The organism is Streptomyces sp. NPDC002156, from assembly GCF_053593675.1.
The window spans coordinates 18,763-35,280 of sequence record NZ_JBSFDA010000104.1; the positions used below are offsets into that span (position 1 = coordinate 18,763).

General features: G+C 67.1%; 8 protein-coding genes. 4 read left to right on the top strand and 4 right to left on the bottom strand.

Annotated features, from left to right (window positions below; all coding sequences use genetic code 11):
- Positions 1-148 precede the first annotated feature (148 nt).
- Positions 149-769: a Uma2 family endonuclease gene (locus ACWCRB_RS32895; protein WP_450999538.1), complete on the top strand. Its 621-nt coding sequence runs from the start codon at positions 149-151 to the stop codon at positions 767-769.
- Here ACWCRB_RS32895 and ACWCRB_RS32900 read toward each other — a convergent pair.
- The 3 genes from ACWCRB_RS32900 to ACWCRB_RS32910 form a co-directional block, all read right to left on the bottom strand.
- Entirely contained in the window at positions 764-1,171 is a 408-nt protein-coding gene (locus tag ACWCRB_RS32900) for a VOC family protein (RefSeq protein ID WP_450999539.1), read from the bottom strand. The genes ACWCRB_RS32895 and ACWCRB_RS32900 overlap by 6 nt on opposite strands.
- Before the next feature lie 67 nt (positions 1,172-1,238).
- Positions 1,239-1,853, bottom strand: coding sequence for a Uma2 family endonuclease (locus ACWCRB_RS32905; RefSeq protein WP_450999540.1), 615 nt, complete (start codon positions 1,851-1,853; stop codon positions 1,239-1,241).
- A gap of 173 nt (positions 1,854-2,026) precedes the next feature.
- Positions 2,027-5,602, bottom strand: a complete 3,576-nt coding sequence (locus ACWCRB_RS32910; RefSeq protein WP_450999541.1) for a DNRLRE domain-containing protein — start codon at positions 5,600-5,602, stop codon at positions 2,027-2,029.
- 481 nt (positions 5,603-6,083) lie between these two features.
- On the opposite strand from ACWCRB_RS32910, the gene ACWCRB_RS32915 reads away from it, so the two are divergent.
- The 3 genes from ACWCRB_RS32915 (at position 6,084) to cutA (ending at position 14,334) form a co-directional block, all read left to right on the top strand.
- The gene (locus ACWCRB_RS32915; RefSeq protein ID WP_450999542.1) at positions 6,084-12,800 is read left to right on the top strand and encodes an RHS repeat-associated core domain-containing protein; all 6,717 of its coding nucleotides are present in this window, start codon (positions 6,084-6,086) and stop codon (positions 12,798-12,800) included.
- Positions 12,801-12,917: 117 nt separating this feature from the next.
- Complete coding sequence (locus tag ACWCRB_RS32920; RefSeq protein WP_450999543.1) at positions 12,918-13,865, top strand: hypothetical protein; 948 nt, start codon at positions 12,918-12,920, stop codon at positions 13,863-13,865.
- Between the two features lie 136 nt (positions 13,866-14,001).
- Complete coding sequence (gene cutA / locus ACWCRB_RS32925) at positions 14,002-14,334, top strand: divalent-cation tolerance protein CutA (RefSeq protein ID WP_450999544.1); 333 nt, start codon at positions 14,002-14,004, stop codon at positions 14,332-14,334.
- A gap of 7 nt (positions 14,335-14,341) precedes the next feature.
- On the opposite strand, the gene ACWCRB_RS32930 is transcribed toward cutA, so the two are convergent.
- Positions 14,342-15,619, bottom strand: a complete 1,278-nt coding sequence (locus ACWCRB_RS32930) for an XRE family transcriptional regulator (RefSeq protein WP_450999545.1) — start codon at positions 15,617-15,619, stop codon at positions 14,342-14,344.
- Between the last annotated feature and the right edge of the window lie 899 nt (positions 15,620-16,518).

Sequence of the window (16,518 nt, forward strand, 5' to 3'; positions counted from 1 at the left end):
TTTTTGAACACGTTCAAGTCATGTTCGACACTCTCCGAATGAGTCGCACAAACGTTCCGTGAGTGGGTACCTCGTTCAGGTGGCGCCTCGGCGGTCGGCGCTGGGTACGCTGAACGGACAGGCGAGACTCCGTCGCATGGGAGCACTGATGAGCGCCGTATCAGAGGACGGGCTCGGCGATGAGCCGACGTACCGCTGGCCGATCCCGCCCGCTGAGGGCTGGACCGCGGACGACCTCGACCGGATTCCGGGCCTCCCGCCGCACACGGAGTTGATCGACGGGAGTCTCGTCTTCATGAGTCCGCAAACCCGGTTCCACATGCGCTGCATCCGCTTGCTGGAATACAGCCTTCTGGGCCAGGCGCCGGACCATTTGGACGTCGACCGGGAGTTCACTGTCAAGCTGGATCAGCGGAACCGACCGGAACCCGACCTCCTGGTGATTCCTCGGGAGGCAGACTCGGGCGCTCATCAGACTTGGCATCAGTCTGAGAACGTCATCCTCGCTGTCGAAGTCGTCTCGCCCGATTCCCGTGAACGCGACCGGGAGGTAAAGCCCCGTAAGTACGCGGCAGCCGGGGTGCCACACTTCTGGCGGGTCGAGGAGGACGATGACAAGGGTCTCCCGGTCGTGTACGTCTACGAACTGGACCCGGCCACCAAGGCCTACGGCCTCACCGGCATCTTCCACGACCGCCTGAAGGTGTCCGCGCCCTTCGACATCGACATCGACCTGACGACGATCAACAGCTGGCGCCCTCCCTCATGACCGCCCCAGCTCCGGCCGCTTCTTGTAGTCCGTGAACCCGATGACGTTGCCCCAGGGGTCGGCGATCTCGACGGTCCAGCCGGTGGCGACGGAGAGCGGGGTGTCGAGCGGGGTGATGCCGGCCGAGGTCATGGCGCGGAACGCGGCCTTGGCGTCCGGTACCTCCAGCCAGATCCTGGGGGAGGCCCACGGAGGCGGCCGGTGGCCGAGCGCCTCCTCGACGCGCAGCAGCAGGCCGGGGGTCTCGGCGCCGACCTTCAGTACGGCGATCCCGGCCTCGTCGAGCCGGGCGGTGATGCCAAACCCGGCACGCTCGTAGAAGGCGACCGCCTCGGCGAGGTTGCCGACGGGCAGCAGCACGTTGTCGAAACCGAGTAGTTCGTACGACTCGTCATCTGACATGGCGTCAGGGTAAGGGGATGGTCGGCGGAATCCTTGGAGGTGGGAGCGGGTGTGGTGATCGGCGTGATCAGGGAGTCCGCTTCGACTGGCCGGCTTCGAGGATCTCTGCGACGTCGAGGCTGACCGTGGCGCCGATCGAGTCGGGGAGGTTGACGATCTCGCCGGGGGCGTGGATGCGGTGGGTGGTGTACGTGTCGTCCTTGGGATCCGTGAGGACGTGGAGGCGCTCGTGCTCGCGGTCGACTACGACGTAGACGGGAACGTCGGCGTCGGCGTAGGCGTCGCTCTTGGTCTGCAGGTCGGTCCTCCAGTGGCTGGACGTCACCTCCAGGACGAGTCGGAAGGCCGCCGAGGCATAGCAGTTGCGCTCGATGTGGTGGTCGTGGATGTCGGCGTCGACGACACAGAGGTCGGGGGTGGCGAAGCCCCCTGGTCCGTCAGGGAGCCAGATGCTGACGTTCTGAACAACCTTGGTTTCGTCGCAGTGGAGCCCGGCCGCGGCGAAAGGGAGAACAAGGCCGGTCAGAACGAGCGCGTGGGACGCTTCCGGGGAGGGGGCCATGAGGATCTGGCCACCGATGATCTCGACGCGGTAGCCCGGATAACTGGCCATGATTTTGTCGACCGCGTTCAGCAACGACGGCTCGTCGGTGCGGGGCTGCCCAACAACTGCTGCGGACATCAGTGCCTCCTGCTGGAGCCGGTATCGAGAGAGCATCATCGTGGGCTGGACGGGATACCGGTGTCCCCTCCACACCGAGTCACCCAATCGTGTGCCCGGCACGCCCGAGGGCCCCGTCTCCTGCGGAGACGGGGCCGGGGCCCTCGACGACGTACTCGCGGCACGTCAGCCGGTCATCCGACGGTGATCCGGTTCTTCCAGTAGTCCCTCGCCGCCAGGACCTCCCGCCCGGATCCCGGGACCACGGTCGCCTTGCCGCCCGCGTAGAAGCGGACGGTGCCGTCCGCGCGGATGGCCCAGAGGTCGGGGACGGAGTCGCCGTTGACGTCCGGGGTGCCGAGCACGTGGAGCATGCTGGCGTTGTCCCAGCCGGCGGGGGCGTACTCGGTGTCGGCGCCGCCGGACGAGCCGCCGCCGCTGGCCAGCGAGGTCATGTCGACTCCGCCGCCTGTCGCGGCGATGCCCGTGCGGAGCCTCAGCTTGGCCGTGGCGTCCTCCCGGAAGACGATGTCCGTCACACCGTCGCCGCTGACGTCCTGGACGGTGACGAGGTCCCGGCCGGTCCAGCCGGAGGGCCAGAGCTGGGTCGCCTTGTCGATGGTCGCGCCGTGATAGCCGGTGAGGACCCAGAGTTCGTCGTCGATGGTGGCGAAGAAGTCGGTCCGGCCGTCGCCGGTGGCGTCGCCCGCGGACATGATCTGGTCGAGGGACGAGGGACTCGGTGCGCCGTCGGGCAGCAGGATCTCGACGCGTTTGTCCATGTTGACGGCGCCGTACCCGTCCCCGGGGTAGACCCACAGCCGCTCGCCGAGGCGGACGACGAGGTCCTGGAGGCCGTCGCCGCCGTAGATGTCACCGTTGTGGGTGATCAGGGCGCCCTTGAAGTGTTCCTTCGGCGGAGAGGAGAAGGGCGGCAGGTTGTCGCCGTTGGGATCCTTGCTCGGGTTGGCCCGGTAGGCACCCGGCATCGAGTACTCGTTCAGGTCGCCGGTCTCTTTGGTCAGGTCCTTGACGTCGGTCCGCGAGGAGTAGAGGCCCAGGTTGCCGGCCGCGGTGACGACCATCATGTCGGCGAGTTTGTCGCCGGTGAAGTCCCCGGGGGCGTCGGCCTGGTCGCGTGGGGTGACGTAGAAGAAGTACTTGGTCGGCTGGGAGACGTTGCCCGCCTGGTCGATGACACGGACGTACAGGACGTTCGGGCCGGCGGCCGGAGGTTTGGCGTCGCGGATGCCCGCGCTGACAAGGACGTCTGTGTTGACCGTCCGGTCCATGCCGAACGCGTAGTTGGGGGAGTTGAAGCCCCACTCGTAGCGCACCACGTCCTTGTCGAGGGCGCGCGCGACGAAGATCCCGGGTGTGCCGAACTTCTTCTCGCTCCAGGCTGCGTCCTCGCCGTCGTGGCCGAGGCCGTTGTCCTTCCGGTCGGCGTTCGGGAAGTCGTCGGAGCTGACCCTGGGCGGCTTCGGCGCCGAGAGGTCGAGCACGAAGCGGCACGGTGTCTTGAGGGGCGAGAAGACGGAGGAAGTTCCGGCGTCGTCGACGGCCCGGACCCGCCAGGAGTAGAGGCCGCCGTTGATCAACTTGCTGGTGGCGAACGCGTTGGTGGTGACCAGCGCCGAGCCCCGGTTCTCGCCGACGGAGACCTTGCCGGTCGTGCCGAGCAGGTCGCCGGTGCTGCCCCACTTCCCGTGCTGCCAGAGGTCGAAGTCCAGGAAGTCCAGGTTGCTGTCCTGGTCGGACGAGCGGGCACTGAAGGTGATGCCGCCGGCGCCCATCCGGACGTAGGGCGCGGTGGTCGTGCACTTGGCGTCAGGGCCGAGGTCGAGGGAGTCGGGGGCGGACGGCCTGCGGTTGTACTCGAGGTCCAGTACGGGTGGGAAGTCGCCGTTGGCCTGGAACTTCTTCCACGCGTACTGCGAGTTCTCGTCGCTCGCCCGCATCCCGAAGGTGATCGTGGCGGCGCCCTCGTCGGCCCGCTTCTGCGCCGCTGCGCGCAACTGGAACGTCTCGTAGGCGTCCCGGCAGCCGGACTTGTAGCCGTGCGCGAAGCTCTTGGTCGCGTATCTGTTGCCGTCGTGCAGCCTCGGCGCGTTCTTCCAGTTGGTGCGCGAATTGACCGGGCCGGTGAGATGCACGCTCATCGAACGGGCGCTGCACGACCAGGAGTAGGTCTCCAGTACGTACAGCTTCGCGCTCGTGATCTTCGCACCCTTGAGGGCCTTGTCGAACTCGATGTTGAAGTACGAGCGCGAGGTGCCCCAGGTGTCGGACTCGAAGCCGACGCGTGCCTCGTGCGTACCGCCTTTGTTGAAGCCCTTGCCGTTGTAGAAGGTGGCGTTGGGGTGGCGGCTGTAGGCGGTGGTCCAGGCCGTGACGTGCTTCTTGAACGACGGGTCGACGAAGACCGGGTAGGTGGTGGCCGGGTCGGCGAGGAAGTCCTGGTCGGGGGTGAGCAGCCAAGTGGACCCGGACAGACCGGACTTGACGACCTCGCCGCGCGAGTCGGGGGACGGGCCGTCGAGAGAGGGCAGGTTGAGCGTGGCGGCCGAGCCGGTCTGCGAGGGCGAGGGTGTCGGCTCGGGCGGCGCGGACGGCAGCGGGGACTCGGACACGGTCGGCGCGGGGCCGTCGGACGCGGACGGCAGATCCTCCGGTTCCGTGTCGGTCTGCTCGTCCGTCTCGACCGGCTCGTCGTCCGCCGGGCTGGTGCTGTCGCTGGGCGTCGGGTCGGGCACGGGTACGTCGGTGGGCACGGGCGACTCCGCCGTGGTGGGCTGAGCGCTGGCGCCCACTCCGCCGTCCGTGACCGCCGGGACGCCGCTGCTGTCCCACATCAGCGGGGTGGGCGACATCGCCACGTCGTCGCCGTACGCGTTCTCGGCGGAGAGGATGCCGGTGACCGGGTTGAGCCGGAAGCTCAGTTCGGGGGAGGAAATCCCGTACGAGAGCTGCTGCACATGGGGATCGGCGGCGGCTTGGCGGTTCTTGAGCACGATGAGCTGTGCGAAGCCGTCGTCGTCGGCGGTGAGGACGAGGTCGGCGCCGGGGAAGATCTCCGGGTACAGGGCACGGGAACCGTCGATGATCGGGGCGGGGACCGGTCCGGGCCAGGTGAGTTGGATGTCGTAGCCGTCAACGGTGAGGGTGACGAGGGGAGTTGGCGTCGTATCGGCGGCCAGGGCCGAGCCGGCGACGCTGCCCTTGACGCCTTGGAGGAGCGAGACGCGGCGGACGGAAGAGGCACGGGAGGCACGTTCGGTGGACGCGGTGGATCTGCCGGCACGTGACGACTCGCCCGAACCGGCCGAGAACACGATCCGCGTGTTGGTGGCCGCCGGTTCCCAGCCCGCGTCGGTGCGGCGCAGGTCGTAGTCGATGTCCTTCCACTCGCCGTCCACCTTGGCCCGGATCGGCGAGGCATAGAGCTTCTTCAGCATGCCGCCGCCGGGCTTGGCCCAGGTGGTGGAGCGGGCGGTCCGCGCTGCGGTGACCTCGACGGACTTCCCGGTCTTCGCGGCGCGCGTGATCGCCACGGCCTCGGTGACCGGCTGCGCGCGCCGACTGTCGCTCGTGCCGTCGCCCGAACCCGCCCCCGAGCCGGAGTCGTCCAGGCCGAGGCCGACGAAGACGATGCCCGTCGCGGCGAGAGCCGCGGTGAGTACGGCGGCGGTGGTCCGGCTTCCGGGCATGCGCGTTCCGGACGTACCCGTTCCGGGCGTGCGAGACCGGTTGCGCGTGGTGCGCGTCATCGGGCGAGTTCCCCTTCCCCCCTCGGAACCGGGCGCGCGGCAGGGCGCGACCCGGGCCCGCCGATGATGGCTCAAGAGTCGGCTGTCGTCACGCTTCGCGCATGCGGGCGGGATTGAGTCGGTCGGTCGTCGCGTCCGTATTGGTGGTCGGCCTCACCCGCGGACGGCTGCCCCGTGGAGTGCCTCCCCGCACGGCAAATCAGTACCAACCGCCTTCAACTCCCCCGATCCACGCGGTATTTGTAAGGGGAAGGTAAGAATAACGTAATAGATCACGAAAGGGTGGCGGCTTCCGTTACCTCGGGTAGGTCACACTCCGCCCATCACCAACCGCTACAAGATGTTACGTACCGTGTCGATCATCACATCCGCACAGGTGATCTAGCGAAACCCCACAGATCCGTCACAGAATCTCCCGCATCTGATATGCCGGGGGGACCTCACCGTGTTCGGTCGCATTTCGCATGCCCGCAGTCGCCGTATGTCCGGACTGCGTACGGCTGTTGTGCCCGCTGTCGGCGCGGCCCTGCTGGTGGGTCTCCTGCCCGTGCAGGCGTTCGCCGTGCCGCCCGACCCGGCCGCGGCCGAGCAGGGTCGCGAGGACACCCTCGAACTGGAGACGCTCGATCCGGAAGTGCCCATCGAGGGCGTGACCGAGGAGAAGCACCTGGAGACCCTCAAGGCGACGGTGCCCCCGAACCGGGTGCAGCCTCCGGCGAACACGACGACCACGCCCGTGGGCACGGGGAGCGTCAACTTCGACTCGGCCGCGACCACGACACCGGCCGCCCTCCGCGCCGGCACGACCGCCCAGCAGGTGGCCGACCCCAAACCCGCAGGCGCCCTGCCCGTCAGCCTTGGCCAGGCCCCCGACCGGGCCGCCCCCACCGGAACCTGGGACGTCACGGTCTACGACCGCACCGTGGCCGTCTCCCAGGGCGTGGACGGCGCCGTCATAGGTGTCCAGGCCCCGGCGACCGGATCCGTCCCGATCTCCGTCAAGGTCGACTACGCCAAGTTCAAGAACCTCTACGGCGCCGACTGGGCCTCCCGCCTCACGTTCGTGCAGTTCCCCGAGTGCTACCTGGACACCCCCACGGTCGAGGCGTGCCAGGAGTACGTGGAACTGGAGACGACCAACGACACGGAGACCGAGTCGGTGACGGCGGTCGTCGACACGGCGGCCGACGGGACGGTCACCCCCGCCTCGACGACGACGCCGCAGACCGTCCCTGGCGGTCCGTCAACAGCCCAGGTCTCCTACCGCAGTTCGCCCGCCACGACCGGGACCGCAGTCGCGGCCTCCGGTGACCGGGCCGCCGTGGGTATGGTCGACTCCGGCCAGGGCAACGGCGGTTCGTTCAAGGCGACGCCCCTCGCGTCCAGCGGCAAGTGGGCCGCCGGTGGCTCCTCGGGCGCCTTTACCTGGTCGTACCCGCTGACCGTCCCGGCCGCGCCCGCGGGGCCGGCCCCGAACATCGCGCTCGGCTACAACTCCCAGACTGTGGACGGCCGTACGGCGGTTTCCTCGCCCCAGGTGTCCTGGATCGGCGAGGGCTGGGACTACGACCCCGGACACATCGAGCGCCGCTACCGAAGCTGCCAGGACGACCGGAAGGCGCTCAAGGCGGGCACCCCCAACAACAAGGCCGCGAAGGACAAGACGTCCGACCTGTGCTGGGTGTCGTACAACGCGGTGATGTCGCTGGCGGGCAAGACCACGGAACTCGTACGTGACGCGCAGGCCGGCAGCAACCCGGAGACCGACACCGAGATCTACCGTCCGATGCAGGACGACGGCACCCGGGTCGAGCGCCGCGTCATGGCCGGCACCAACAGGGACGACAACGGCGAGTACTGGATCGTCACCACGACCGACGGCACCAAGTACTACTACGGCCTCAACAAGGTGGGCGGCGGTCACGCCGACACCGACTCCGTCTCCACCGTTCCCGTCTTCGGCAACCACCCGGCCGAGCCCTGCTACAACACCGCCTTCGCAAGCTCCCGTTGCGGCGCGGGCAAGCAGCAGGCCTGGCGCTGGGGCCTGGACAAGGTCGTCGACGCCCACGGCAACGCGCTGGTCATCAGCTGGACGCAGGAGAAGAACCACTACGCCGTGAAGAAGAAGTTCACGGCACCGGAGCAGTACGACCGCTTCGCCTACCCGACGACCATCGAGTACGGCATGCGCGCGGACCTGACGAAGCCGTCGGCGAAGGTCGAGTTCGGCGCCAAGGAGCGCTGCCTGGAGTCGGCGACGGCGTGCGCCGACACCAACTTCGCCAAGACCGACGACCCAGGCGCGTACCGCCTCTGGTGGGACACCCCCGGCAACCTCAACTGCAAGTCCACGTCGAAGCTCTGCCCCGCCTTCCCGTCCTTCTGGACGCAGAAGCGCCTGGACACGATCACCACGCAGGCGGCCCGGGCCGGCCGGACAGGTCTCGGCAAGGTCGACACGTACACCCTCAACCAGTCCTTCCCGAAGGACTGGTACGACACGGCCCCCAGCCTCTGGCTGAACTCGATCACCCGCACCGGCTTCGGCCCCGGGGACACCACGGGAACCGTTCAGCACAAGGACGGCGTCAGCTTCGCCGAGTACAAGGTCGGCTCGACGTCACCACTGCATGTGCGCCTGCGCGACAAGCAGCTCCCGAACCTGGTCCGCACAGGCGCGAACGACCAGCGCCCCGGTTTCACCCGCCCCCGCATCGGCACGGTGTCGACGGAGGGCGGCGGTGATGTCGACGTCGAGTACACGGGCGGCTGCGCGAGCGCCCCGGCCACGGACAACGGCCGCAGCAACGGCACGTGTTACCCGGTCCGCTGGTCCCCGGACGGTGACGAGAAGACCCCCGCGAAGGCGTGGTTCAACAAGTACGTCGTCGAGTCCGTCACGGAACGGGACAAGGTCACCTCGCACGGCCAGGACATCAAGACGGTCTACGCGTACGACGGCCCGGCCTGGTCCAAGAGCGACGACGAGTTCAGCCGCCCGTCCCTGCGCACCTTCAGCGACTGGCGCGGCTACCGCGAGGTCACGGTGACGAAGGGCAGCAGCGTCGCCCCCGGGAACGGTGTCCTCCAGGCCCAGTCCTACTCCAAGACCCGCTACTTCCTGGGGGTGGGGGGCCAGGTCAAGGACTCCACTCAGGCCCTCACCCTGCTCGCGGACGACGACCGGCAGTACGCGGGCATGACGGCGGAGACGATCACTTACCTGGACTCCGGCGGAAAGGTCCAGAACCGCACCCTGAACTTCCCCTGGTCGAAGCAGACCGCGTCCCGCCCGAGGGAGGCGGAGGACGCCACGGACATGGAGCCGCTCCTGGCCCACCGCAGCGGAGTCAGGCGTACGGACTCCATCCAGACCGTCGACACGAGCTGGCGCGCGGTCCGCACCCTCACGACGGTCGACGACACGTACGGCCTGCCGGTCCAGGTGGAGACGGCGGTGGTCAAGCCGAACGGCACCGCCGAGACCCTCTCCGACCAGACGTGCACGGTGACGACGTACGTCCACAACCCTGTGGCCTGGCTGATCGGCCTGCCCAAGTCGCAGCGCAGCACGGGTACTTCGTGCGCGGGATACGCGGCGGCGGACCCGGCGACCAAGCTCATCAAGTCCGTCCGCAACAGCTACGACGGAAGTACGGGCGACATCGAGATCCCGTCGAGGGGCCTGGTGACGACCGTCACCGGCGTCGACGGCACCGGAGCCTCGGACGTGGTCGCCGGGACGACGACGTACGACCCGCTGGGCCGCGTCCGTACGGTCACGAAGCCCGGGGCGGGCACGACGACGACCGAGTACACACCCGGTGACGAGGGCGGCCCGGTCACCTCCGTGAAGGTGACCAACGCCAAGGGCCACCCCGTCACCACGACCTTCGACCCGGGCCGGAGCCTGGCCCTGACGGTCACCGACGCCAACAGCCGCGTCACGCGCAGCGAGTACGACGCCCTCGGCCGCCTGGTGAAGGGCTGGTCCCCGTCCCGCTCGGCGGGCGGCAAGCCGGACGTGGTGATCGACTACCAGTCGGCGATCGCCACGGGCAGTGTGACCCGTCCGGCCGCAGTCACCACCAGCACCCTCAAGGACGACGGCACGTACGCCAGGCAGGTCACCCTCTACGACGGCCTGTCGCGCCAGGTGCAGACCCAGTCGGAGGCGCACGGCCCCGGCCGCGTCGTCACCGACACGACGTACGACGACCACGGCCTGGTGGACGAGCAGAAGGGCGCCTATCTGGCGCAGGGTGATCCGACGGCGGAGATCTTCCTTCCTCGCTCCGAGACCCTGATCCCGAGCAAGGTCAAGTTCCGCTACGACGGCCTGGAACGCCCGTACCGCGAATCGACGTACCACGCCGGTGAGTACAAGTACGCGACGTACACGACCTACAGCGACACGAGCACGTACGTGAACCCGGCCGGCTCGACCTCGCCCCGGACGCGCACGTACACCGACGTCCTCGGCCGCGTCACCTCGATCCGCCACTACAAGGACGCGTCGAGCACCGACGCGGGCCGTACGACGACGTACACGTACGACGCCCGCGGCTACCGCACCGAGGTGAAGGATCCGGCGGGCAACATCTGGACGTACGTGTACGACGCCCGGGGCCGGGTCAAGTCGACCACCGACCCGGACGTCGGCAAGACGGACACCTGGTACGACGAGGCGGACCGCCCGAACAAGGTGACGGACGCGGAGAACCGGACGACGTTCACGCAGTACGACGACCTCGGCCGTGTCACGTACGTCCGCGAGGGCTCGGCCACCGCAGACCCGGTGAAGTCGTTCTCGTACGACAGCCTGCCGGGTGCGCTGGGCCAGCCGGTGGCGTCGGTCCGTCACACCTCACAGGGCGACTACACGAACCGGGTCACGGGCTACGACACGGAGTACCGCCCGACGGGCACCGAGACGCAGATCCCGGCGGCGGGCGCGACGACGGCGGGCCTGTCGGGCACGTACGCCTACGGGTACACGTACACCCCCACGGGCAACCCCCTGTCGGTGACGCTGCCTGCGATCGGCGGCCTGCCGAGGGAGAAGGTCGTCACCCGCTACAACAGCGACGGCCTGCCGGAGTCGACCTCGGGCCTGACCTGGTACACGGCGGACGTCACCTACTCCCCGTACGGCGAGCCCCTTCGCACGGTCTCCGGCGCGCAGCCCTACCGCGTGTGGACGACGAACTTCGTCGACCCGGCCACGGGCCGCCTCCAGCGCACGGTCGCCGACCGCGAGACAGCCGACCCCCACCGCATCACGGACAGCTACTACTCCTACGACCAGTCCGGGATGATCACGTCCAACTCCCGCCAGCTGACGGACGGTTCGACGACCCCGCCCTGGGACACGCAGTGCTTCACGTACGACGTGATGGGCGAGCTGGTGAACGCCTGGACGTCGAAGATCACCCCGACCGACGGCACCAGCTGCAAGGCGGCGAACGGCACGACGTGGGGCTACCGCTCCGACTACGCGGCCTCGTCGGGCCCGGTGGCGGACGCCCCCGACACGTTGTCGGACACGACGACCCCGGACACGTCACTGACGACCACGCTGGCGGCGACGGCCCCCGAGTCCTCGACGGTCTCGACGGGCGCGACGGCATACCGCCAGTCGTTCACGTTCGACTGGCTGGGCAACCGGGCCGCGATGACGGAGTACAACCCGGCGGACGCGACGAAGGACGTCACTTTCAAGTACGGCTACGGCAACAGCGCGGGCAAGCAGCCGCACACACTGGGCTGGATCGCCACCACCCCGACGGGCGGGGGCAGCAGTTACGCGTACGACGCGGTGGGCAACACGACGACCCGCGATCTGTCGACGACGACACAGTCCCTGACCTGGACGCGAGAGAACAAGCCGGCCGCGATCACGGACGACGGCACGACAACGACGTACGTCTACGACGCCAACGGCAACCGCCTCCTGGAGAACTCCCCGTCGGGCTCGACCCTCTACCTGGGCGAAACAGAGGTGACGACGGACGCGAGCGGCACGATTGTGCGTGCTTCGCGTGCGTACGCCCACCCGGGCGCCCCGACGGTGGTCCGCTCGACGAGCAACGGCGCGACGACAGGCCACAAGCGCAACGTGATGCTGGCGGACCACCTGGGCACGTCGAACACGACGGTGGACGTGACGACGGTCGGCCAGCCGGTGACACGCCGTGCCTTCAAGCCGTACGGGGAGGCACGGGGGCCGAAGCCGGCGAGCTGGCCGAACAAGCGGAGCTACCTGGGCGTCGGAATCGACGACGCGGCTACTGGGCTTACGCACATCGGGGCACGGGAGTACGACCAGGCGTCTGGGCGGTTCCTGTCGGCGGACCCGATCATCGACCTCGCGGATCCGCTTCAGATGAACGGGTACGCGTACAGCAACAACAGCCCGGTCTCCCGCTCGGACCCGACGGGGTTGCGAGTCGACGACGGAACCGGCCACAACGAACCGCGCGAAGGCGGTGGCAGCCTCGGTAATAGCACCGCTTCTACCGCCTCGAGCAATTCTAGTACCTCGCGTAAGGGTCGGGCGAAGGAGTTGGCTGCTGATAAAATTCGACACGATGCTGCGGTACAGGCTGTTGCGGCGTACTTGCGCGCGCTCTGGTCACACAATCCAGATGTTCAGGTGCACACCGAGTACTACATAAAAGGAGCGCAACCTAAGAATGGGAAGGGTAAAGGCGGCAGTGCGGACATAGTCCTCATTTTTCCGGACGAAATCTTCGTTTGGGAAATGAAGTCGGCTATTTCGGCTGAGGAGGATGGTCCTGAGGCTCTTGATCGCTATGTCGGGGCTTTGCAGAGGATTGAACGGAAGGAACGAACATACAGGACTGTGAGGAGAGGGCCGGATCTTCCTCAGGTAGCTACGGTGGATCCGTTGAATCCGAGGCAGCAACTCGTAGCACAGTCAACGCGGAGTCGAACTAATTCGCCGCGTAAGGGACAACAGTACGATGGCGTGATCGGTTGGTGGACGCGCAGGCAGCCTCCGAGGGGGCAGGCGCCGGACGGTATGGAACCCGTTACTGTGCCAGCGCCGTTGACGATCCAGGTTTGGCAACCGACCCCCGAGCAGCAGAGAAATATTGCATGGGGTGCCATCGGGGCGGGAGCGCTTCTTGTCTTCGGTAAGATGGTAACCAGCCCCTTCGGGCTGGAATGAACTCAGGTTTCCCTCGGGGTTCCTGAGGCATATGGGCAGGGTAAGGTTCTTGGCGGGGTCGGTTGCCCCAGTTCCTTGAACCCCGTGAAAATCCAGTGCGACCTTTAGGCGGTTCAAGTGGACGTGCTCCACTCGATTAACTCCAGCATCAGTCATGGGCTTGTCGTGGAACTCACGGTGCGCGAAGAGCGTCACCATGCCTTGTTTGACTCGGCATTTGACTGGCTGACGAGTGGAGTTAGGAAATACGACCTTCATGGAAACCTCGATGAGCTTCCGGATGGTCTTCCTGTTTCTGAACGAGGCTTCTTGCGCGTGCAAGATGTCATTTCCCGCGAAAGTCAATCAAGCGGTTGGGGATATGTTCACGTTTCCCCCGAAGGGAATTTCGACGTTCTATATAATCCGTACGTCGAAGATGCGCTCCCGTGGCTGAAGTGTCAAATTTCTGATCGTCCTGAATCGGCGAGTGTGAAGATTGGCCGTTTCGTGGAGAAGGGTGAGGTTGGTGATTCGGATATCCGGTTTTCCGTAGCCTTCCACGAAGAACTGGCAGACTATGTAATGTTGAATCTCGACGTCGATGCAGCGGCGCTGATCGATCCCGAGACAACAGACGCCGAGCATGCTCGGCTACTTGCTGTGGTCCGCTGGGCTTGCAATCGGTACAATGTGGTTTTCGGGCACGTCGCCTACCAGCGAGGCGGCGCAGTCACCACTGAGCTGGAGAACCAGCTGCGTGGCCCGGTGAGTGATCCAGTAGAGAACACGCCACAGTGGCAGACGAGACTCAGGGGCTACTCATGGCTCATGGTTGTCCCGGGTGAAATCGCTCCGCTTCTCGGAGGAGTAGAGGGTTTGTGTAGCACGGGGGCGTTTTCGGATGTCTCGATCCTCCCGAACAGCGCATTGCTACTCCAAGCCACACCTACGTTCCAGGAGTACGGCGGCGAGTCTGTGCGGCGTGTCTACCAGGTGGTGCGTGACGTGACGGTCAAGGGAGACTTCCGAAGCCCTTCGCTGATGCCGGGCCCGCCAACACACATGGTGGTCTTCGACGAGTGAGGTGCAGCTGCCTCTCAGTACGTCTGTTACCTGGCTTCGTACGGGGGTAGCAAGTTTTCCCGACTTCGTAGCCAGATTAAATCCACGAGCGTTACGCCCGAACTCGTGAAAGCTGGTGCGAGATATGCTCGCCAACATGGCTGACTTCGTGCAGGTGTCGACGGCGACCGAGTCGCGTGAGCAGGCTGTGGAGCTGGCTCGGTCGGTGGTGAGTGGTCGTTTGGCGGCCGGGGCGCAGATCGTCGGGCCGGTTGGCTCCGTCTTCTGGCATGAGGGCGAGTTCGGGACCGGTGAGGAATGGCAGCTCCTCCTGAAGACCCGGGCCGACAGGTACGCCGAACTTGAGGCACACCTTCTGGAACGCCACCCGTGGAAGAACCCCGAGATCCTGGCGGTGCCGATCGTCGCGGGGGCGGATGCCTACCTGCGGTGGGTAAGCGCGACCCTTGCGCACGTGCCAGAAGAGTGACCGACTGTCAGGCTTGGGCTTTCTCCAGTGCCTGGGCAACTTCCGGAAGCGACCGATGGCCACCAAGTCGTCGCAGGACTGGGGCAAGTCGCTCGCGCGGCCGTACGGAGGCGACTCCGGCGGAGAGGTCGAGGGCGCGGATTGTCACAGAGGCCGCCTGTTCGATCTCCCCGGCAGCCATGTAGGAGTCGGCGAGCCAGGACAGGTACAGGCTCTTGTCCCGCGCGTGCGTGTCGTCGTACTCGGCCAGGGCTGTCTCCAGGACCGGGACCGCGCGGAGCGGGCGCCTGAGTTCCGTCCAGCATCGGCCGGTCATGATCCTCAGTTCGTTCCGGTCGACCCATGCCACCCAGTCCGGCTGCGGTGCGTCGTCGACCTCCGCAAGCGCGGACTCTGCGGCAGCGAGGGCGCGTTCCGTCTCACCCGCGAGTCCTGCGACCGCGTACGCCCAGGCAAGCCGTTCCTGTAGCAGCGCGCGTACCCCGGGCGCCGCGTCAGGTCCCGCAGTTGCACACGAGCGAGCAGCCGTCTCTATGCCTGCCTGTCGGTCGCCGCTGAGTGTCTGGTAGGCGAGGAAGGCGAGGGCGTTGCCGGCGAGTGCGGTGTCTTCGGCCTCTACAGCAGCCATGTGGCTTGCCTCGTACAGCCCGGTCGCATCGGCGTGCCTACCGCTGTCGAACGCGGCCCAACCGGCTTGCTGGGCCTGTTCGGAGAGTACGGAAAGCAGTGCCCTGTACGTCCCTTCGCTGTAGGTCGCATCGCGGATCAGAGCCTTGGTGGCCTGGTACTCGCCCAGGTAGACGCGGTATGTGTCCCCGCCTCCGAGTACGTTGTCCAGGCGGCGTAGTCGCGTGGCGCGCTCTCGCAGCCGCTTGGGAAACTCGCTCCCGACTCGGCGGCCTGTCTGAGGGCGAGCAAGTTCGGGCAAACCGACGGCAAGCCCAGCCCCAGCCGATGACTTGAAGAACTCCCTACGCCGCACTTCGTCTCCGTCTCCTTCGGCGGTGGTCGGACATAGAGGTTTGGGGAGCGCGCGGTGCAGCGCTGACGGTTCCTCCCACGCACGTGGGGCGAGACCGAGCATGCCTCCGGGGATGCGCAGCGCGTCGGCGATCCGGGCGACCTTTTCGAAGGTGGTCACACTGCCATGCCCACGTGCCAGCAAGCCGACGCGTTCCGGCTTGATGTCGCACTCGACGGCGATCTTCGAGTAACTGATCCCCGCTGCACTTCGGGCGAGGCGGAACACCGTGCCGAAGTCGTGCGCCCTGATGGCAGTTCGCATGTCCGCACGGTCCAAGAGCCCGCGCGGGAGCGCGGTCGGCGGTACGTAGCCCGTCATGAGGTGTCCCGTCGTGCCTGCTGGTGACAGTGTGTTGCGCTCGGCTGACTCTCAGCCTACCCATGGTGGGGATACCCACAGGTGGGAAGTCAGCAGCCTTGCCAAGGCGGACAGTTGATGCGAAATACCCCGGCGACCGCGCGAACGGTCCCGGGGCGTGGTCAACACTGACTAGGAGCGTCGACATGTCGAAAGCTACAGCCCCCGAGAGGGAGTGCGAACCCGGGGTCAGGATGACCATCCGCGTTTACACGGTGCGCGGTGGAAGCGGTGAGATCATCGAGGATCGTGGTGTGGTCAGGGTCTTGGGGAGCAACGGGCCGCTGCCCCTGAGGAACGCCTTCCCGCCCTGCGCCTGTCCCCTTCACCGGCGGCAGGAGTCCGTACTGTGACCATCCGCGCCGCCACAGACACCCCACCCCCATCAGCGGAATGCACCGTCGCACAACGGCCGGAGTACGCGGACCTGCACCGCACCTGCCGCCAGACCGAGGACGTCCCCTTGCCCCACGGAGGCGGCCTGTTGCTGATGCGTCGCTGTGGCTGCACTTGCCACGCCCAGCCCGGGGAAGTGTCATGACGTCGGTGCTGCGCATGTGCCGCCACTGCGACGAGCTGATCACCGACCCGGACGACGCGGTCGTAGTGGCATACGTGCACGCCAACTCCGGGCCCGGCAGGGCGGTATGGGCGCACAACGCACACGCACACCTCGTACAGCCGGACCCGTACCCCCTCGCGCTCCTGGCCGCTCGGCGGACGCCCCTCGATCACTCTGGAGTTCGACGACGCCCACGCGGTCGTCCTCACCGCCGACCTCGACACCCGTCATGCCCGTGCCG

Coding starts and splice junctions, on each gene's coding strand:
- ACWCRB_RS32895 (WP_450999538.1), top strand. CDS start 149: ATGAGCGCCGTATCAGAGGACGGGCTCGGCGATGAGCCGACGTACCGC.
- ACWCRB_RS32900 (WP_450999539.1), bottom strand. CDS start 1,171: ATGTCAGATGACGAGTCGTACGAACTACTCGGTTTCGACAACGTGCTG.
- ACWCRB_RS32905 (WP_450999540.1), bottom strand. CDS start 1,853: ATGTCCGCAGCAGTTGTTGGGCAGCCCCGCACCGACGAGCCGTCGTTG.
- ACWCRB_RS32910 (WP_450999541.1), bottom strand. CDS start 5,602: ATGACGCGCACCACGCGCAACCGGTCTCGCACGCCCGGAACGGGTACG.
- ACWCRB_RS32915 (WP_450999542.1), top strand. CDS start 6,084: ATGTCCGGACTGCGTACGGCTGTTGTGCCCGCTGTCGGCGCGGCCCTG.
- cutA (WP_450999544.1), top strand. CDS start 14,002: ATGGCTGACTTCGTGCAGGTGTCGACGGCGACCGAGTCGCGTGAGCAG.
- ACWCRB_RS32930 (WP_450999545.1), bottom strand. CDS start 15,619: ATGCGAACTGCCATCAGGGCGCACGACTTCGGCACGGTGTTCCGCCTC.